Below are 18,263 nucleotides of genomic sequence, written 5' to 3' on the forward strand. Positions count from 1 at the left end.
AATCGATCGAGACTCGGATTGAGCCACGCTTCAAAGCCATTACTCTTGCTTGATTTTCCGATATCCCGCGCGGTCAATTTCCCTCCTGGTGAACTAGATGATCGACAATTCCTCAATTCGTTTTCCAAGATATGGCGCAATCGACATCTCTGCATTTAAGACGGCGAGCGAGATGGCGAGCAACTCCGCCATACGGGCAGCACTTGGGATGAGCAACAATTCAGCAATCCAAAGGCTCTTGGAAGACGCTAACAGCCCCGCCATGCAGGCAGCACGGGGAATCGTTAACAATTCAGCAATCCAAAGGCTCCTTGAAGTCGCTAACAGCCCGGCAATGCAGGCAGCACGCGGAATCGCTAATAGTTCAGCAATCCAAAAGCTCCTTGAAGTCGCGAACAGCCCGGCAATGCACGCAGCACGGGGAATGTTCAATAATCCCGCAATTCAAAGACTCCTCGAAGTAGCTGATGGCCCCGCCCTGCAGGCAGCACGCGGGATAATCAACTATCAAGGCAGCTTACTCCGTCTGAACGGCGTGCTAGCTGGAGCATCGTATAAAGCAATCATTGGTTCGGTCTTAGCAAACGAGACTATTGAATACGCGCGAATCGCTGGGACGCTCGATAGCGTTGTGGGCAAATCCTTGATTTTGGACACTGTATCTGCCGGCGACTTGGTGTTTGACGACTCCACAGCGCCATCGGACGAAGTCGCTACGAAATACCTTGATAACGTATTCTCATTAGTTCGCCGATATCTATCCGCCGCCAACTCGGTTCCAGAAATCCATGGCCTCCTTCAGTACATCCTGATCATAGTCGCATTAGTTGGACTCTATCTCAACCAAAATGCAGCCTCCGGTGAGGACATTGAGCGACAAACCGCGGTAATCGAAGAGCATCTCAAGCCACTTCGCATTGATATAGAGCGCATTCTGAGGGCAAAAGAGTCCGAAATCGTACCACGGCTGCACTATCAGGCCGTTCGTCGAATTTTCGTGAAGGCTGAACGCAAAATCAATTCCGAAACAATGGGACAAGTGGACTTCGGTGAGCAAGTCGCGATCCGACGCATTGATGGAAAATGGATTGAATTTGACTTTTTCGACTATATTTGCGGATGCGCATCACATGGATGGTCACCGAAGAAATATTTCAAACGCGTTCACCCGTAAGAGACCCCGTAACGCATCGCATCCGCAGATGCTCGTAGCTCGTAGGATGGGTTGAACTCTTCGCGAAACCGTCGTCGTCGTAAGTCGCTGCATGGGTATGGCTCCGCTCAACCCATCCACCAATCTAGCTCGTAGGATGGGTTGAGCTCTTCGCGAAACCCATCACATCGCAAGTCGCCACATGGGTATCACTACGCTCAACCCATCCTACGATTTTGCCTTCCCCTTCACCGGCTGAAAGCTGATCTTCAGCTTGTGCCCCGTCGCCTTGGCAAACCGCAGCAGCGTCCGGGTCGAGGGTTGGCCGCGGCCGCTTTCCAGCCGGGCCACGGTGCTTTGCGTGGTGTTCATGCGGCGGGCGAGTTCGGCCTGGCTGAGGCCAGCGCGGCGACGCGCTTTGGCGATCGCGGCCATCACGGTGAATCCCTCCTCGAGCGCATCGTATTCGGCCCGATAGGTCGGGTCCTTGCTCCAGGCCTTGTGCAGATCCTTGGTCTTGGTCATCGTATATCTCCACGTCATTCCGGGGCGCGAGCGCGAAGCGTGAGCGAGCCCGGAATCCATAGCCCCTGTGTCAATTCGAAATGCCGGGGTAGAGGTCGGTCCACTCTGGATTGACCTCCTCGATCAGCCGGATCTTCCAGTCGCGGCGCCATTTCTTCAATTGCTTCTCGCGGGTGATGGCGGTGACGATGTCGTCATAGATTTCGAACCAGACCAGTTTGTCGATACCGTAGCGCGAGGTGAAGCCGGTCGCTGCCTTGCTGCGATGCTCAAAGCAGCGACGCACCAGATCGTTGGTCACGCCGAGATACAGCGTGCCGTGTTTGCTGCTGGCGAGAAGATAGACGTAGTACGCCATCTTGAGCACGGGGAGTATGGATTCCGGGCTCGCTCGCGGCTGTCGCCGCTCGCGCCCCGGAATGACAGGACGGGATAGTTTGACTATACGACGTTCTTTCTTACCCGCCATCCTTGGCGCGGTCTGCCCCGGACGCAGCATCGTCGCACGCGGAGCGTGCAACGCGATGCGGGCCGCAGCGCTGTGCGCTGCGGCCCGCGCCGAGGCTAACAGAAGCTACTTCGCCGCCTGTTCGATCAGCTCCGCCACCGCCTGCGGCTGCGACACCATCACGACGTGCGAGGCGTCCTTGACCACGACGGTGCGCTTGGAGCCGGCGCGTTCGGCCATGAAGCCCAGCGCCTTGGCGGGGATGTTCTTGTCGCCGTCGCCATAGACGAAATACGACGGCAGCGATTTCCAGGCCGGCTCGCCGGATTTTTCCGTCAGCGCCGCCTCGGTGATCGGGCGTTGCCCGGCCGCCATCAGCGCGGCGTCCGCCGCCGCCACGTCATGGGCGAACTGCTCACGGAATTTGGACTGATCGATATAGAGTTCGACGCCGCCGGAGGCGAGCTTGACCGGCGGCGCGAGGGCTGCGCCAAGCGTGCCGCCGGGGAATTTGCCGGCCAGCTCCGCCGCGGCCTCGCCGGCCTCCGGGGCGAACGCCGCCACGAACACCAGCGACTTGACGTTGGCGTGGCCTTGGGCCGCGTTCGAGATCACCTGCCCGCCATAGGAATGGCCGACCAGCACCACCGGGCCTTCGATGCTGGCCACGACGTCGGACACATAGCGCGCATCGCTCGACACGCTGCGCAGCGGATTGGCGGCGGCGACGGTCTTGTAGCCGGTCTTCTGCAGGATAGAGACGACACCGTTCCAGCTCGAGGAGTCGGCGAAGGCGCCGTGCACCAGCACGATGGTGGGCTTGGCCGGTTGCGCCACGGCACTACCTGCGAGAAGCGAACCAACAACGGCAACGGTGGCAGCAAGCTTGGACATGACGATTTCCTTTCTTCGTTTGATGCATCAGTGACGTGGGATGATGTGTAGTCAGCCGCGGATGAAATCCAGAACATCGGCGTTGAAGCGCTCGGCTTCGGTCTCGGCCAGCCCGTGCGACCCGCCGGGATAGATCTTCAGCGTGGCGTTCGGCACCATCTCGGCCGCGCGATGCGCCGACGCTGCGATCGGCACGATCTGATCGTCGTCGCCATGGATGATCAAAGTCGGCCGGTCGATCCGCTTCAGGTCGTCGGTGTAGTCGACCTCGGAGAATTCGTGGACGCAGTCGTACTGCCCCTTGATGCCGCCCTGCAGGCCGATGCGTCGGAAGTTTTCGCGCAAGCCCTCGTTGCCCGCCACGCCGTCGCGATTGAAGCCGTAGAACGGCACGGTCAGGTCGTAGAAGAACTGCGAGCGGTTCTTGGCGGTGCTGTCGCGGATGCCGTCGAACACGTCCAGCGGCGTGCCGTGCGGATTGGCCTTGGTCTGCAGCATCAGCGGCGGCACCGCGCCGACCAGCACCACCTTCGCCACGCGCGCCGTGCCATGGCGGCCGATATAGTGCGCCACCTCCCCGCCCCCGGTCGAATGGCCGACCAGGATCGCATCGCGCAGGTCCAGCGCTTCGATCAGTTCGGCCAGATCGTCGGCATATTGGTCCATGTTGTTGCCCTCCCAGGTCTGGTCGGAGCGACCATGGCTGCGGCGGTCATGGGCGATCACGCGAAAGCCCTGCTGGCCGAAGAACAATAGCTGCTGATCCCAAGCATCGGATGACAGCGGCCAGCCGTGGGCGAACAGGATCGGCTGGCCCTTGCCCCAATCCTTGTAGAAAAGCCGGGTGCCGTCGGTGGTGGTGAAGCTGCTCATGGCGGTCTCCTTCTTGTTTGTGTGCGATTGCTTTGTGCACGATCTAAATAACCGGCACCGGAATGGCTGTCAATCGCTTGCAATCTAATCGCGCACAAATTAATTTGATCGGGATTGGAGACGCCATGACCGCAACGCCCTCAAGATCCGCCCCGTCTTTGCCCGATGTCTCGGAAATGCTTTGCTTTTCGATCTATTCGGCGGAGCACGCCTTCACCCAGCTGTACCGCCCGCTGCTGGACCGGCTCCAGCTCACCTACCCGCAGTTTCTGGTGATGGTGACGCTGTGGCGCCGCGATGGTCAGGCGGTGAAGGAGCTGGGCAAGACGCTGTTCCTCGATTCCAGCACCCTCACCCCGCTGCTCAAGCGCATGGAGGCGGCTGGCCTGATCACCCGGACGCGCAACCCGAAGGACGAGCGCGAGGTCCAGCTGCATCTGACCGCGCAAGGCCGTGCGCTGCAGAGCCAGGCCGCCGACGTCATGCAATGCATCGAGCAGGCGGTCGGGCTGGACGGCACCACGATCGAGGCGATCAAAACCTCGATCGATGCGATCCGGGATCGTCTTCACAAGAAGATGGGGTCTTGAGCTATCACCGACGACGCAGCCCGTAGGATGGGTTGAGCGCTTCGCGAAACCCATCACTTCGAATTCGCACGATGGGTTTCGCTCCCTCAACCCATCCTACAACGCAGCCCGTAGGGCGGATTAGCGAAGCGTAATCCGCCTCTCCCGCCAAGTCGGCGCAATACGCTTCGCTATTGCGCCCTACTGGCTGAAAACTGATCTTCAGCCGGTGCCCGGTCGCCTTGGCAAAACGCACCAGCGTCCGCGTCGAGGGCTGGCCGCGACCGCTCTCCAGCCGGGCCACCGTACTTTGCGTGGTTTCATGCGGCGGGCGAGCTCGGCCTGGCTGAGGCCGGCGCGGCGACGCGCCTTGGCGACTGCGGCCATGACGGTGAACTCCTCCTCGAGCGCGTCGTAGTCCGCCCGATAGGTCGCGTCCTTGCTCCAGGCCTTGTGCAGATCCTTGATCTTGGTCATCGGGTATCTCGCCGTCATTCCGGGGCGGGAGCAGCGTAAGCTGCGAGCGAGCCCGGAATCCATAGCCCCTGTATCAATGTGAAATGCCGGGGTAGAGGTCGCTCCACTCCGGATTGACCTCCTCGATCAGCCGAATCTTCCAGTCGCGGCGCCATTTCTTCAATTGCTTCTCGCGGGTGATGGCGGTGACGATGTTATCGTAGATTTCGAACCAGACCAGTTTGTCGACACCATAGCGCGAGGTGAAGCCGGGAGCGGCTTTGGTGCGGTGTTCGTAGCAGCGGCGGACGAGGTCGTTGGTGACGCCGAGATACAGCGTGCCGTGTTTGCTGCTGGCGAGGAGGTAGACGTAGTACGCCATCTTGAGCACAGGGAGTATGGATTCCGGGCTCGCTCGCGGCTGTCGCCGCTCGCGCCCCGGAATGACAAAGGTTAGCTCAGCTCGCAGGATGCGTCGAGCTCTTCGCGAACCCATCAACTGAGCCGCTGCCGGTTTGATGGACGCCAAGTTTGGGTGTTTCATGAAGCCGGAGGTGGGGCGCAGCTCAGACCCTACTGGCTGCGATCATGGCATCATGGGCTCTCCGCATTCTTAGAGGAATTGGCGGGCTCCCCCCGCCTCACGCGAAAGTACCAAAGCGCTCCGTGCCACACCCCTGCTAAGCTCGTGTCGGAAGGGATTGGTTGCATGACGCTGACCGCGGGGCAGTTGCGCCACACGCTCACAATAGTGCTTGGCTTGGCGAAGCAGGAGGGCGGCTTCAGCTACCGGCTGATCGGCACGGCCGCCGACCTGCTGCGCGGGGTGCCGATAGCGCCCGGCGACATCGACTTTCTGGCGAGCGCGCGGGCCGATGTCGATCGCTTCGCGCGGGCGCTTGCCGCCTATCGATGCCTGACCCCGCCGACATGGATGCCCTGTTGCGTGCAATATTACGCGGCGTTCGAGGTGGATGGCGTCCAGGTCGATGCCAGCACCGTCGAGTCTGCGTCGCAGAGCACCTGCATCGAGGCCTTCGGCAGCGGCCCCTGGACGCATTTTTCCGAGATCGCCGTCGGCGACACGCGCGTCGCGGTGGTGGCGCCCGAGCTGCGGCTGGCAACCGAGCTCTGCCGCAACCGCAACGACCGGGCCGAGATCATCACCCGCTGGATGCGCGATCATGGCTGCGACGCGCGGCTTCTGCGGAACGCCATGGACGCGCGCGGCATCGACGCGGCCACCCAGTCGTCCGTGATGACGAGCATCGCCGGCTGAGCCACCTCATTCGCTGACGCCAAGCACACAATGCAAAACCCCGGCGGAAGACGCCGGGGTTTTTGTTTGCGGCTGACGCCCGGGACACTGTGTTGCGCGCCACGCGCCACAATTCCGACCCGTTGCAGTCAGTTTCGGTTCAGCAACCGCGGTGCATATGCCAAGTTGGGTTCCATTCCGATTCCACCATGAGCGGGGATGCCATGCCGACGATGCTGAGACTGCTAGCGATGGTGCTGGCCTGCTGGGTGGCGATCGCCTCGCCATCCGCCGCTGCGCCGAGCGAACGGCGCATCGCGCTGGTGATCGGCAATGCCAATTATCAAGCCGGCGCGCTGCCGACCCCGGCCAACGACGCCGGCCTGGTCGCGCAGACCTTGCAGGCCGCCGGCTTCGACGTCACCGGCGCGCGCGACCTCGATCAGGAAACGCTGCGCCGCACCTTCCGCGAGTTCCTCGACAAGGCCGCGGCGGCCGGGCCCGACGCGGTCGCCTTCGTCTATCTCGGCGGTTACGGCGTGCAGCTCGAAGGCGAGAACTATGTCGTGCCGATCGACGCCAAGATCGTCCGCGACGTCAACGTGCCGCTGGAGGCGCTGCGGCTGTCGGATTACCTGACGCCGCTGGCGGCGCTGAAATTGAAGGCCAGCATGGTGGTGCTCGACCTCGCCCGCGCCAACCCGTTTGCCAAGACCGGCAATCCGCTGGCGAGCGGCCTGGCGCTGGTCGATCCGGAGCCGGGGCTGATGATCGCCTTCAACGCCGCCCCCGGCACGGTCGCCCCCGACGAGCCGGGGCCGTATTCGGCCTACGCCCAGGCGCTGGCCGAAATGATGCGCGAAGCCGGGCTCAGCGTCGAGGATCTGTTCAGCCGGATCAGGCTGCGCGTCAACGAGACCACCAAGGGGGCGCAGGTACCGTGGGATGCGTCGAAGCTGCAGGCGCCGTTCAACTTCTTCGAGCGCGCCCCGGATGCGCCGCCGCCGGCGGTGTCGCAGCAGCAGGCCGCCGCGGTCCGCTCGAAGCCGGTGCGGGATTTCAGCGCCCAGGACGCCTATCTCGCCGCGGTCGATCGCGACACGCTGAAGGATTACGAAGCCTTTCTCGACGCCTATCCGCGCGATCCGATGGCCAAGCGGGTGCGCGCCATCGTCGCCGCCCGCCGCGAGGCGATCACCTGGCGGCGCTCGCGTAACGTCAATACGCCCTCGGCCTATTGGTCCTATCTGCGGCGCTATCCGCGCGGCGCGCATTCCGACGATGCGCGGCGAAGGCTTTCCTATCTCTCCGCGGAGTTCGAGCCGCCGCCGAGCTTTTCGGTGATCACTTACGACGTGCCGCCGCCGCCGCCCGAGGAAGTGATCTATATCGAGCGGCCGGTGCTGATGTTCGACGATCCGGATTTCGACTTCGCCCCGCCGCCGCCACCGCCGCTGTTCTTCCTGCCGCGGCGGCCGGTGTATTTCGACGACCTGCCGCCGCCGCCGCCGCCGGCCTATGCGTTTATCCTGCCGATGCCGAACTATGCGCCGGTGCCGGTCTGGGTGCGGCCGCCGCGCGACGTCGCGCCGCCGCCCAGCAACGTCATCTACAACAACATCCACAACACCGTGGTGATCAACAACACCACCAACGTGGTGACGATCACCGATCCCGCCGGCAAGGCGCAGGTGCTGACGCCGCCGCCCGCAGCTCCGGCCGTTGCACCGGCACCGGATGGACGCGCCGGATCGCCGGCCGTCAGCACGAGCGGCGTGATCGCCGCCGGCGGCGCGGCGGCCGGCGCGGCAGCGCTGCTGGCGCCGTCGCTGCCGCCGTCGGTCGCCAGCAAGGCGGCCGTCACCTCCAACCCGCCGCCGGCCCCGCCCGCCAAACCGTTCTTGCCGGGAGGACAGCCCGCGCCGTCGCAGGCGCAAACCGGCGCACCAGGACAGACCTCGCCAGGCGCCGCCGGCCCGCTGACGCCCGATGGCAAGCCAGCCCCCGGCGCACCCGCGCTTCCAGGTACCCCGACGCCGCCCGGCGCCAAGCCAGGCACGCCCAGTGGACCGCTGCCGCCGCCGGCTGCTGGCGCGCCGGCCACGCCCGCCGTGACGCCGGGCGGACCGACGCCGCCCTCCACTCCGACTGCCAAGCCGACGTCCCAGGCGCTGCCCGGCAGCAATGGTCAGCCGCTGCCGGCGGTCCCCGGCGCTCCGACACCGGGCACGCCGCCCGCGGCCGGGAAACCTGGCGCACCGACGCTTCCTGGCGCGAAGCCCGGCACGCCCGGTGCACCGCCGTCGCCGGCTGCGGGTACTCCGCCCGGCGCAACAACAGCACCGGCCGCCACGCCGGGTGGACCGACGCCGCCCCCTGCTCCGAATGCCAAGCCGGCGACCCAAGCGCTGCCCGGCAGCAATGGTCAGCCGTTGCCGGCGATCCCGGGTGCCCCCGCGCCGGGCACGCCGCCCGCGGCCGGGAAACCGGGCGCACCAACGCCTCCAGGCGGAAAGCCGGGCACGCCCGGTGCACCGCCCTCGCCGGCTGCGGGCGCCCCGACAACCGCACCGGCCGCGACGCCGGGCGGACCGACGCCGCCCCCCGCTCCGAATGCCAAGCCGGCATCGCAGGCGCTGCCCGGCAGCAATGGTCAGCCATTGCCGCCGGCTGCACCGCCGTCCCCCGCAACGCCGCCTTCCGCTGCAAAGCCGCCCGCAACGGTCGCGCCGACGCCTCCGCCGGCCGCGGCGCGTCCGCAGCCGGCTGCCCCGGCGCCCGTGCCGCCGCCGCCCGCCGCTGGTCGGCCGACGCCACCCCCGGCCGCAGCGCCGCCGGCAACGCCCACGCCTCCGGCCGTGCGTCCAGCTCCGGCCCCGCCGCCCGTGGTGCGCCCGGCTCCGCCGCCACCTCCTCCCGCTGCGCGTCCGGCCCCGGCCGCGCCGCCTGTCGTGCGCCCGGCCCCGCCGCCGCCGCCGGTGGTGCGTCAAGCCCCGCCGCCGCCGCCGGTGGTGCGTCAAGCCCCGCCGCCGCCGCCCGTGGTGCGTCAGGCTCCGCCGCCGCCGCCCGTGGTGCATCAGGCTCCGCCGCCCCCGCCCGTCGTGCGTCAGGCGCCACCACCACCACCGCCGCCGCCGCCGCCGGTGGTGCGACCCGCTCCGCCGCCTCCGCCGCCTCCGCCGCCGCCCGTGATGCGTCCACCGCCGCCGCCGCCGCCGCCGCCCGCAGCGGCACGCCCGGCGCCGCCGCCGCCGGCCGCCAAGCCGTGTACGCTGCCGAACGGCCAGCCTTGCCCGGTGCGATGATGGGGCACGGCTAAAGCCTGCGGCCTGATCTCGGGCCACGCGCTTCGCGCAGGCAATGACACAACGAAAAACCCCGGCAGCGCTGCCGGGGTTTTTGCACCTGCTAGAGTTGAATCTCTTCCGAGACCGCGATCCGATTACGGGATCACGCGGCTACATGCCGTCGGCGTGCTGCAAGATCGACTTCAACAGCCCCGGGAAGCGCGCGTCGAGATCGGCCTCGCGCACTACGTTGCGGTGCTCGACGCCCTTCTTGGTGGTGCGGACCAGCCCGGCCTCGCGCAGCACGCGGAAATGGTTCGACAGCGTCGACTTCGCCATCTCGGGGCACGGCGCCGCCGCGGTGCACGACATGCTCATGCAATCCGCCTGCTCCAGCAGCGCCTTGACGATGCGCAGCCGCATCGGATCGGACAACGCAGCGAGCACGCCGGCTAACGAAATATCCTCAGTTGCGGGATGAACCAGCTGCATTATGAAAAAGATATAGGCGGTGCCTTGACATCGTTCAATAGTCCCATATTTCCGAACTATTGAAATAATAGCACGGGACGACGAACATGACCAAGACACTGCAAGGCAAGGTTGCGCTGGTGACCGGCGCATCCAAGGGCATCGGCGCCGCCATCGCGCTTAAATTGGCGGCGGAAGGTGCCGTGGTGGCGGTTAACTACGCCACCGGCAAGGATGGCGCCGACGCCGTGGTCGCTAAGATCACCGCGGCCGGCGGCAAGGCGGTCGCCGTGCACGGCAATCTCGCCGAGCCTGGCGATTCCAAGAAGCTGGTCGCCGCCACCGTGCAGGCGCTGGGCAAGATCGACGTGCTGGTCAACAATGCCGGCGTCTACGACATGCTGCCGCTCGACGCCATTACGCCCGAGCACTTTCACAAGCAGTTCAACGTCAACGTGCTCGGCCTGCTGCTGGTGACGCAGGAAGCGGCGCGGCATTTCAACGACGGCGGCAGCATCGTCAACATCTCGTCCGGCGTGTCGACCATGGCGATGCCGGGCACCGCGGTGTACGGCGCCACCAAGGCGTCGGTCGACTTGATCACCGGCGTGCTGGCCAAGGAACTGGCGCCGCGCAAGATCCGCGTCAACGCGGTCAATCCCGGCATGGTGGTGACCGAAGGCGTCAAGACCGCCGGCTTCCACGAGGGCGCGATGCGCAAGCAAATCGAAGCCATCACGCCGCTGGGTCGCGTCGGCGAAGCCGAGGAGATCGCCTCGGTGGTCGCGTTCCTCGCTTCGGACGGCGCGTCCTACGTCACCGGCGAGACGCTGCACGTCACCGGCGGGCTCCGCTAAGCCGCGCGGCGCGCACCCCGCGCATCGCGACCTTCAGCAACAACAAAGGCCCCGGCAGTTGCCGGGGCCTGAGTGTTGTTCAACGCTGCGCCCTCAGTCCTCGACGTCGACCGGCCGCACCATCTCGTTGGCCGGCCGTGCGACCTGCCGCCGCGCGGTGCGCACCGGCTTGTTGGCGCCCGGCGGATTGAACACCGCGTAGCACGCGGAACTCAGCCGCGGCCCGGCGTTGCGCAAGCAGCTCTCGACCCGCGAGGCGTCGGGAATGGCGCTGCTACACAGCCTGAACGCATCCGGCATGCAGGCGTCGCGCTGCGCCTCGGTTCCTTCTTGCGCAACAGCCGGCGCGGCGAGGCTCAGCGACGCCGCGGCGATCAACAGCATCTTCGTTGCAGCCATGATGAATCCTCCGATTCATCGACCAACAGCGCAGGCGAAAACTCGTTCCCGCTTGGCGGTATCGGAGACGGGATCGTGATCGGGGATCGGCGCGGGCGGTGGTCCAGCCTTCGTGGCGACGGCAAAACCGCGCCGCCCGCCGTTGACGTTACGTGATACGTACCACATACTGACGGCATGATCCGCAGCTTCGCCGACAAGGCCACCGAGCGGCTGTTTCGCGATGCCGTCTGCCCGGCGCGCTGGCGAAGCATCGAGGCCGTCGCGCTGCGCAAGCTGGATATGGTGGACGCCGCGACCCGGCTGGAGGACCTGCTCTCTCCGCCGGGCAATCGTTTGGAAGCATTGAAAGCCGATCGACGCGGCCAGCATTCGATCCGGATCAACCGGCAATGGCGCATTTGCTTCCGCTGGACCCCCAAAGGCCCCGAAGCGGTTGCGATCGTGGATTATCACTGAGGAGACGACGATGCCCCGGCTGCGAACCCATCCCGGCGAAGTGTTGCGCGAGGAATATCTGGTGCCGCTTGGCCTGTCGGCGCGGGCCTTGGCGAAGGCGCTGGATGTTCCGGCCAACCGGGTGAGCGAGATCGTGCGCGGCACCCGCGACGTCAGCGCCGACACCGCCATCCGGCTCGGCCGCTATTTCGGCACCGACCCGCGGTTCTGGCTGAACCTGCAGGCCGCCCATGATCTGTCGAAGGCGGAGCTGGCCCACAACTACAAGGCCATTCTGCCGCGCCCGGCGGCCTGACCTGGCCTCGCTCGCAGCGGGGAATCGGCGCCAGCGCCCGCCCCTCAGCTATCCAGGCTCGCCACCACCGCCAGCCGCTTGACCTGGCCGTTGCGGAATGCGCGCAGGAAGGCGTCGTAGTTGCGGAACGAGACGCAGCCGTTGCTGTCGCCGTTCGGCCCGAGCATGTAGGTGTGCGCCAATAGTCCGTTGCGGCCGTGGATGGCGCCCTCGCCGCCGACCGGATTGAGCCGCAGCGCCGCGACGCCGTGGAACAACGATTCCCGCATCGTCAAATCGTAGAGATGCGGCGGGGTGGCGCCGCGCATCCGCTCGTGCACGTAGCGCGGATCGTCGAGCCGCGAGCCGAGCCCGGAATGCGCCTCGAGCTTGGTGCCGTCCGGCATGTAGACCACCCGCGCCTTGATGTCATAGACCGCGGTGGAGCGATCGTAGCGCGCGCTGCTCACCGTATCGCGGCCGTCGCTGCCGACGCCGCCGTCGGATCCGGCGAACGCCAGCACCGAGCCGGTCGGCTCCGATTTGCCGAACAGTTTTTCGAAGATGCTGGCGGGCTTGGTGGAGGCCGCGGCCGCCATCGAGGCGGCCTTGGAGGCCTGCGCCACCTCGCGCAGCGACGGCCCTTTGGCCGGCGCCGCCTTGGCTTCGGCCGGGCGCTGCGGCGCGGCCTCCGCCACCTGAGCGGCGGGTTGCGGTGCGGCTTTCGGCGCGGGCTGCAACGCCGCCTGGCGCACTGGCGGCGTCGGCACCACCACGGGCTGCGCCACGGCGACCTGCGGCTTGGCCGCCGGTTCCGGCGGCACCGGCGCTGGGGCGACCGCATTCAACGGCGGCGCAAAGCGTTCGGCGAATTGTTCGGGCGACAGCCCCGGCGCGGTGGTCAGCATCGCCACGGTGACGTCGGGCTGGATCGGCGTGGTCACCGCGGCGACCGGCGCGGCGGGCTTGGCCGCGGCCAGCCGTGGCGCGCCGACGATCGGCTCATGCACGGCGGCGATGCTGGGATAGATGCTGGCGCCGAACACGTTGGCATGCAGCGTCCAACCGCAGGCCGCGACGGCGAAGGCGACGGCTGCGCCGCCCATGATATTCAAGGGACCGGCCTTCCGTGGCGAACGGCCACGCGCGGCCCCCTTCAACGCACCTGCACTGTTACGCATACGCTTACGCCCGACCCAAATACGCTGCCCTCCGAGCCCGCCTTCCAGCCTGCGCGACGGCGCAGACCAAAGCGAACTTGCCCCATGCGCCGCGGCATCCAGGGCCGGGAGCATTTCGCAGAGGTGCGGAGCGTTATTAGGGCGAATTTTAGTTAAATGAGGCTTAAGTGCCGACGGTTTGCGACGTGGTAAATGAAATCCTTGGTTCCGCACCAGGCGATGGCGGCCGCTCTCTCCGCCCAAATGACCGTTGCCGAACCGTTCGGCGAATCTTACGGTCGCTGATGCAATCCGGCCCGTCCCTTATCGAACTGCTGGCGAGCGAGACCGGCGCGGCACTTCGGGCGATTTTCCGCGAACGCAACCTGCCCGCCGGAACCTTGTTCGATGCCGCCGAGTTCCGCGACCACGTCTTCGTCATCAAGAGCGGCCGACTGCGGATCTTTCTCGCCACAACCGAGCGCGAGCTCAGCCTCGCCTATCTCGGCGCCGGCGACATGTTCTCCACCCATACCCGCGCGCATCTGCAGGCGGTGCAGCCGACCACGCTGTTGATGGCGCCGCGCGAGCTGCTGGAGCACGAACTGGCGCATTATCCGGCGCTGCGCGCCACCATCATCCGGGTGCTGGCGCGGGTGCTGAGCCAGGCGATGACGCTGGTGGAAGACCTCGCCTTCCACAACGTACGCGGGCGGATCGCGCGCTATCTGTTGCGCAGCGCCGGCCGCCACAAGGCGCCGCTGCAGAACGGCAGCCTGATCCGCATCGACCTGCAGATGGAGGAGATCGCCGCGCTGCTCGGCACCACGCGGCAGACCGTCTCGACCGAGTTCAACGCCATGCTGCATGCCGGCGTCTTGGTGCGGCACGACCGCCGCCGCTATGGCATCCAGGATCTGGCCCGGCTGCAGGCCTTCGCCAGCGAGGGCGACGGCGTCGGCTAGCTGACAGACAAACCGCAGCCCGTGCCCTATAGCCATGGCGCCGGAAGTCTTTGGAGAAACCGATGAACGTGCCGTTCGACCGCTACGTCAGCTTCAAGAATGCCGACTGGGAGGGCAAGTCGCAGCGCGTGATGGCGAAACTGCAGAGCCATATCGACGCGGCCGACAACCCGTTCTGGGGCTATTTCGCCAAGAAGCGCACCGAACTGAACGAAAAACAGGGCCTCGACGATCTGCGCGTGCTGCACAACTACCTGCCGACGCTGCGCGAGATCCTGGAAGAAAGCGGCGACGACGAGACCCTGGCGATGCTGGAAGACCTCGAAGTCACCTGCATGTAGTGGCTCTGGATTCGCGGCGCGCTCTTCGGAAAGCGAGTTTCGGGCTGATGCGCTCACACAAAACAAACCGTCATCCCGGGGCACGAGCAGCGAAGCTGCGAGTGAACCCGGAATCTCGCTGCAAGTGCCAGCGTCTACCCGTTGCGAGATTCCGGGTTCGCTCGGCCTACGGCCTCGCGCCCCGGAATGACGGCTTGGTTGGCAACGAGTACGTCGCTTCAATCACCACCCAGGCTATCGCTTTAATCCCCGCCCTGCCCGGTCAGAAAATCGAAATCGCAGCCTTGATCGGCCTGCAGGATCGTCTGGTGGAACAACCGCGCATAGCCGCGCAGCGGCGCGGGCTGCCGCGACGCCGGCAGCGCTTGGCGGCGGCGTGCTAACTCATCGTCCTCGACCATCAGATCGATGCGGCGCGCTTCGACGTCGAGCCGGATCACGTCGCCGTTTTGCACCAAAGCCAAAGGCCCGCCGGCCGCGCTCTCCGGCGTGATGTGCAGCACGATGGTGCCGAACGCGGTGCCGCTCATCCGGGCGTCGGAAATCCGCACCATGTCCTTGACGCCGGCGCGCGCCAGCTTCAGCGGAATCGGCAGATAGCCGGCCTCCGGCATCCCCGGCGCGCCCTGCGGCCCGGCATTGCGCAGCACCAGCACGTCATCGGCCGCAACGTCGAGACCCGGATCGTCGATCCGCGCCGCCATGTCCTCGAGACTGTCGAACACCACGGCGCGGCCGCTGTGCTGAAGGAGCTTTGGCGACGCCGCCGAGTGCTTGATCACCGCGCCGCGCGGCGCCAGATTGCCGGATAGCACCGCCATCGCGCCTTCGCTGCGGATCGGATCGTTGCGCGCGCGAATGACGTCCTGCCCCGGCACGTCCTCGGCCGCGGCCACCGCATCGCGCAAGCTGCCGTAAATCGTTTTGGCGTCGAGATCGATCAGCTCGCCGAGTTGCGCCAACAGTTTCGGCACGCCGCCGGCGTGATGGAAGTGCTCCATGTAGTGATCGCCCGACGGCTTCAGATCGACCAGCACCGGCACCTCGCGCGACAGCCGATCGAACGCCGCCAGATCGAGGCGATACGTCGTTCGCCCGGCGATCGCGGTGAGATGAATGAGCCCGTTGGTGGAGCCGCCGATCGCCTGCAGCACCACTTGCGCATTGCGCAATGCCGCCGGCGTCAACAGCTCGCTGGGCTTCGGCCCCTTCGCCACCGCCATTGCCGCGGCGAGCTTGCCGCTTTGTTCGGCGGAACGAAATCGCTCGGCGTGCGGCGCCGGAATCGTCGCGCTCATCGGCAGCGACAGCCCGAGCGCTTCGGTGATGCAGGCCATGGTCGAGGCGGTGCCCATCACCATGCAGGTGCCGACCGAGGGCGCCAGCCGGCCGTTGACCGCCTCGATCTCGGCCTCATCCATCTCGCCGGCGCGAAACTTGCCCCACAACCTGCGGCAGTCGGTGCAAGCGCCCAGCACCTCGCCCTTGTGATGGCCGACCACCATCGGCCCGACCGGAATCACCACGGTCGGCAGATCCGCCGACACCGCGGCCATGATCTGCGCCGGCAGCGTCTTGTCGCAGCCGCCGATCACCACCACCGCGTCCATCGGCTGGGCGCGAATCATCTCCTCGGTGTCCATCGCCATCAGGTTGCGCAGATACATCGAGGTCGGATGCGCGAAACTCTCGGCGATCGAGATAGTTGGAAACACCATCGGCATCGCGCCCGCCAGCATCACGCCGCGCTTCACCGCCTCGATGATCTGCGGCACGTTGCCGTGGCAGGGATTGTAGTCGCTGTGGGTGTTGGTGATGCCGACGATCGGCCGATCCAGCGCGTCGTCGGAATAGCCCATCGCCTTGATGAAGGCCTTGCGCAGGAACAGCGAGAACCCGGCGTCGCCGTAAGAGGTCAGGCCCTTGCGCAGTCCATCGCTCATCGAACGGCCCCGTCGGCTGGCGTGATCGCCAGTTAGGGGGCCGCGGCGGAGCTTGTCAATCAACAGCGGCGGCGATCAAGCGGATGTCGAAAGCGACGGCGCGGCTGCGATCGGAGAAAAATCTCAGGCGATGATCGAGGCGATGAAGAAGGCGCACAACACCGCCATGCCGCCGATGCCGATGGCGAGAAGACGTCGCACGGTGTCGGTCGAAAGCGTATCGGCCATCGAACAAGTTCCTTCCACAATCAGCCCGGTTTCGGACGTTCGGGAGTCGGCGGGCTGCAAGCCTGTGCGATGCGGTTAGCGGAACGACGCGATCGGCGCTTTACGCGAGATCAAAATCGAATCATTCCAACCACAACCAATTTCTACCGACGCTGGTTGTGCAACGCTACTGGGGACAACTACCGGAGCCTCCGACACGTCGACGGCACAACAAAGTCGGGGCAGATTCGAACCGCCCCGACTTCGACCAATCTTTGAAGGCGATGTTACGCGGCGTTGTAGCCGGCGATCGCCTTGACCTCGAGATATTCCTCGAGCCCGAATTTGCCCCATTCGCGGCCGTTGCCGGATTGCTTGTAGCCGCCGAACGGCGCGGTGCGTTCGTTCGGCACGCCGTTGAGGTTGACGTTGCCGGCGCGTAGTTTGCGGCCGACCGCGCGCGCGCGCTCGACGCTACCAGCCGACACATAACCAGCCAGACCATACGGCGTGTCGTTGGCGATCTTCACCGCGTCGGCTTCGTCCTTGGCACCGATGATCGCGATCACCGGCCCGAAGATTTCTTCGCGCGCAATGGTCATGTCGTTGGTGACGTCGGCGAACACCGTGGGACGCACATAGAATCCCTTGTTGACGCCTTCCGGCAGGCCCGGCCCGCCGGCCACCAGCGTGGCGCCTTCTTCGACGCCCTTCTGAATCAGCGCCTGGATCTTGTCCCACTGAATCCGCGACACCACCGGACCGATGCTGGTGCCCTCGGCGCGCGGATCGCCCGCCTTGGTCTTGTCAGCCACCGCCTTTGCGATCGCAGCGACTTCTTTCATCTTCGACTGCGGCACAATCATCCGGCTCGGTGCGTTGCAGGACTGTCCGGAATTGTTGAACATGTGCGCCACGCCGCCGGCCACCGCCTTCTGCAGATCGGCGTCTTCCAGAATGATATTCGGCGACTTGCCGCCGAGCTCCTGGCTGACCCGCTTCACCGTCGGCGCCGCGCGCTTGGCGACGTCGATGCCGGCGCGGGTCGAGCCGGTGAAGGAAATCATGTCGATGTCCGGATGCTCGCTCATCGCCGCGCCGACCTCTGGGCCGAGACCGTTGACGAGGTTGAACACGCCGTTCGGCACGCCGGCTTCATGCAAGATCTCGGCGAAGATCAGCGCCGACGACGGGGTGAATTCGGAGGGCTTCAGGATCATGGTGCAACCGGCGGCCAGCGCCGGCGCGACCTTGCAGGCGATCTGATTGAGCGGCCAATTCCACGGCGTGATCATGCCGATGACGCCGACCGGCTCGCGTACCACCACGGCGTTGCCGAGCGGCTCTTCGAAATTGTAGGTCTTCAACACCTCCAGCGTGGAGGCGATATGGCCGAGGCCGGCGCCGGCCTGGAATTTCTCCGCGAACGGCAACGGCGCGCCCATCTCGTCGGACACCGCGGCGCCGATATCTTTCATGCGGGTCTTGTAGACCGCAATAATCTTCTCCAGCAGCGCCACCCGCTGCTCGCGGCTGGTCTGCGAGAAGGTTTCGAACGCGCGCTTGGCGGCGGCGACGGCGTTGTCGACATCGGCCTTCGAACCGAGCGCAACCTCATACATCGCTTCCTCGGTCGCCGGATTGACCACCGGCGTCGATTTCTTGACGACGGGATCGACCCAAGCGCCATCGATGTAGAATTGCATGCGGTTGACCATCGTGTA

General features: G+C 65.7%; 20 protein-coding genes. 9 read left to right on the forward strand and 11 right to left on the reverse strand.

What is annotated here, in order from left to right; translation table 11 throughout:
- Positions 1 to 97 precede the first annotated feature (97 nt).
- On the forward strand, positions 98 to 1,174 hold the full coding sequence (locus RPC_RS25555) for a hypothetical protein (protein ID WP_011473604.1): 1,077 nt from the start codon (positions 98 to 100) through the stop codon (positions 1,172 to 1,174).
- Between the two features lie 207 nt (positions 1,175 to 1,381).
- Here RPC_RS25555 and RPC_RS15925 read toward each other — a convergent pair whose 3' ends face one another.
- The 4 genes from RPC_RS15925 to RPC_RS15940 all read right to left on the reverse strand — a co-directional run bounded on the left by RPC_RS15925 (position 1,382) and on the right by RPC_RS15940 (position 3,893).
- Positions 1,382 to 1,678 carry a helix-turn-helix domain-containing protein gene (locus tag RPC_RS15925; RefSeq protein ID WP_011473605.1) on the reverse strand — a complete coding sequence of 99 codons (297 nt, stop codon included), beginning with the start codon at positions 1,676 to 1,678 and terminating at the stop codon, positions 1,382 to 1,384.
- A gap of 70 nt (positions 1,679 to 1,748) precedes the next feature.
- On the reverse strand, positions 1,749 to 2,036 hold the full coding sequence (locus RPC_RS15930; RefSeq protein ID WP_011473606.1) for a GIY-YIG nuclease family protein: 288 nt from the start codon (positions 2,034 to 2,036) through the stop codon (positions 1,749 to 1,751).
- Positions 2,037 to 2,252: 216 nt separating this feature from the next.
- Entirely contained in the window at positions 2,253 to 3,020 is a 768-nt protein-coding gene (locus RPC_RS15935; RefSeq protein WP_011473607.1) for an alpha/beta fold hydrolase, read from the reverse strand.
- A 51-nt stretch (positions 3,021 to 3,071) separates the two neighbouring features.
- Positions 3,072 to 3,893 carry an alpha/beta fold hydrolase gene (locus tag RPC_RS15940; RefSeq protein WP_011473608.1) on the reverse strand — a complete coding sequence of 274 codons (822 nt, stop codon included), beginning with the start codon at positions 3,891 to 3,893 and terminating at the stop codon, positions 3,072 to 3,074.
- Between the two features lie 125 nt (positions 3,894 to 4,018).
- Between RPC_RS15940 and RPC_RS15945 the strand changes: the two genes are divergently transcribed.
- Complete coding sequence (locus RPC_RS15945; protein ID WP_011473609.1) at positions 4,019 to 4,483, forward strand: MarR family winged helix-turn-helix transcriptional regulator; 465 nt, start codon at positions 4,019 to 4,021, stop codon at positions 4,481 to 4,483.
- A gap of 201 nt (positions 4,484 to 4,684) precedes the next feature.
- Here the strand turns inward: RPC_RS15945 and RPC_RS15950 are convergent, their stop codons facing one another.
- On the reverse strand, positions 4,685 to 4,939 hold the full coding sequence (locus tag RPC_RS15950; RefSeq protein ID WP_415914723.1) for a hypothetical protein: 255 nt from the start codon (positions 4,937 to 4,939) through the stop codon (positions 4,685 to 4,687).
- Positions 4,940 to 5,012: 73 nt separating this feature from the next.
- A complete protein-coding gene (locus RPC_RS15955; RefSeq protein WP_011473611.1) occupies positions 5,013 to 5,300 on the reverse strand; it encodes a GIY-YIG nuclease family protein in 288 nt (95 codons plus the stop codon).
- A 327-nt stretch (positions 5,301 to 5,627) separates the two neighbouring features.
- Here RPC_RS15955 and RPC_RS15960 point away from each other — a divergent pair, with 327 nt between their 5' ends.
- A complete protein-coding gene (locus RPC_RS15960) occupies positions 5,628 to 6,197 on the forward strand; it encodes a hypothetical protein (protein WP_011473612.1) in 570 nt (189 codons plus the stop codon).
- Positions 6,198 to 6,400: 203 nt separating this feature from the next.
- Positions 6,401 to 9,481: a caspase family protein gene (locus RPC_RS15965; RefSeq protein WP_011473613.1), complete on the forward strand. Its 3,081-nt coding sequence runs from the start codon at positions 6,401 to 6,403 to the stop codon at positions 9,479 to 9,481.
- A 153-nt stretch (positions 9,482 to 9,634) separates the two neighbouring features.
- Here the strand turns inward: RPC_RS15965 and RPC_RS15970 are convergent, their stop codons facing one another.
- Positions 9,635 to 9,958 (reverse strand): ArsR/SmtB family transcription factor, encoded by a 324-nt coding sequence (locus tag RPC_RS15970; protein ID WP_041802932.1) that lies wholly within the window; start codon positions 9,956 to 9,958, stop codon positions 9,635 to 9,637.
- A gap of 83 nt (positions 9,959 to 10,041) precedes the next feature.
- On the opposite strand from RPC_RS15970, the gene RPC_RS15975 reads away from it, so the two are divergent.
- Positions 10,042 to 10,791 (forward strand): SDR family NAD(P)-dependent oxidoreductase, encoded by a 750-nt coding sequence (locus RPC_RS15975; RefSeq protein ID WP_011473615.1) that lies wholly within the window; start codon positions 10,042 to 10,044, stop codon positions 10,789 to 10,791.
- A 93-nt stretch (positions 10,792 to 10,884) separates the two neighbouring features.
- Here the strand turns inward: RPC_RS15975 and RPC_RS15980 are convergent, their stop codons facing one another.
- Positions 10,885 to 11,190, reverse strand: coding sequence for a hypothetical protein (locus tag RPC_RS15980; RefSeq protein WP_011473616.1), 306 nt, complete (start codon positions 11,188 to 11,190; stop codon positions 10,885 to 10,887).
- Positions 11,191 to 11,367: 177 nt separating this feature from the next.
- Here RPC_RS15980 and RPC_RS15985 point away from each other — a divergent pair, with 177 nt between their 5' ends.
- Entirely contained in the window at positions 11,368 to 11,649 is a 282-nt protein-coding gene (locus RPC_RS15985) for a type II toxin-antitoxin system RelE/ParE family toxin (protein WP_011473617.1), read from the forward strand.
- A 10-nt stretch (positions 11,650 to 11,659) separates the two neighbouring features.
- On the forward strand, positions 11,660 to 11,944 hold the full coding sequence (locus tag RPC_RS15990; protein WP_011473618.1) for a HigA family addiction module antitoxin: 285 nt from the start codon (positions 11,660 to 11,662) through the stop codon (positions 11,942 to 11,944).
- 44 nt (positions 11,945 to 11,988) lie between these two features.
- On the opposite strand, the gene RPC_RS15995 is transcribed toward RPC_RS15990, so the two are convergent.
- Entirely contained in the window at positions 11,989 to 13,029 is a 1,041-nt protein-coding gene (locus RPC_RS15995; protein ID WP_415914724.1) for a DUF2778 domain-containing protein, read from the reverse strand.
- Positions 13,030 to 13,388: 359 nt separating this feature from the next.
- Between RPC_RS15995 and RPC_RS16000 the strand changes: the two genes are divergently transcribed.
- Complete coding sequence (locus RPC_RS16000) at positions 13,389 to 14,048, forward strand: Crp/Fnr family transcriptional regulator (RefSeq protein ID WP_011473620.1); 660 nt, start codon at positions 13,389 to 13,391, stop codon at positions 14,046 to 14,048.
- A gap of 62 nt (positions 14,049 to 14,110) precedes the next feature.
- Positions 14,111 to 14,389, forward strand: coding sequence for a N(2)-fixation sustaining protein CowN (gene cowN / locus RPC_RS16005; RefSeq protein WP_011473621.1), 279 nt, complete (start codon positions 14,111 to 14,113; stop codon positions 14,387 to 14,389).
- A gap of 242 nt (positions 14,390 to 14,631) precedes the next feature.
- Here the strand turns inward: cowN and RPC_RS16010 are convergent, their stop codons facing one another.
- Both RPC_RS16010 and RPC_RS16015 read right to left on the reverse strand, forming a co-directional pair.
- Positions 14,632 to 16,332: an IlvD/Edd family dehydratase gene (locus RPC_RS16010; RefSeq protein WP_011473622.1), complete on the reverse strand. Its 1,701-nt coding sequence runs from the start codon at positions 16,330 to 16,332 to the stop codon at positions 14,632 to 14,634.
- Positions 16,333 to 16,826: 494 nt separating this feature from the next.
- Complete coding sequence (locus RPC_RS16015) at positions 16,827 to 18,257, reverse strand: aldehyde dehydrogenase family protein (RefSeq protein ID WP_011473624.1); 1,431 nt, start codon at positions 18,255 to 18,257, stop codon at positions 16,827 to 16,829.
- Positions 18,258 to 18,263: the final 6 nt, after the last annotated feature.

This window comes from Rhodopseudomonas palustris BisB18, from assembly GCF_000013745.1.
In the GTDB taxonomy this organism is placed as follows: domain Bacteria; phylum Pseudomonadota; class Alphaproteobacteria; order Rhizobiales; family Xanthobacteraceae; genus Rhodopseudomonas_A; species Rhodopseudomonas_A palustris_F.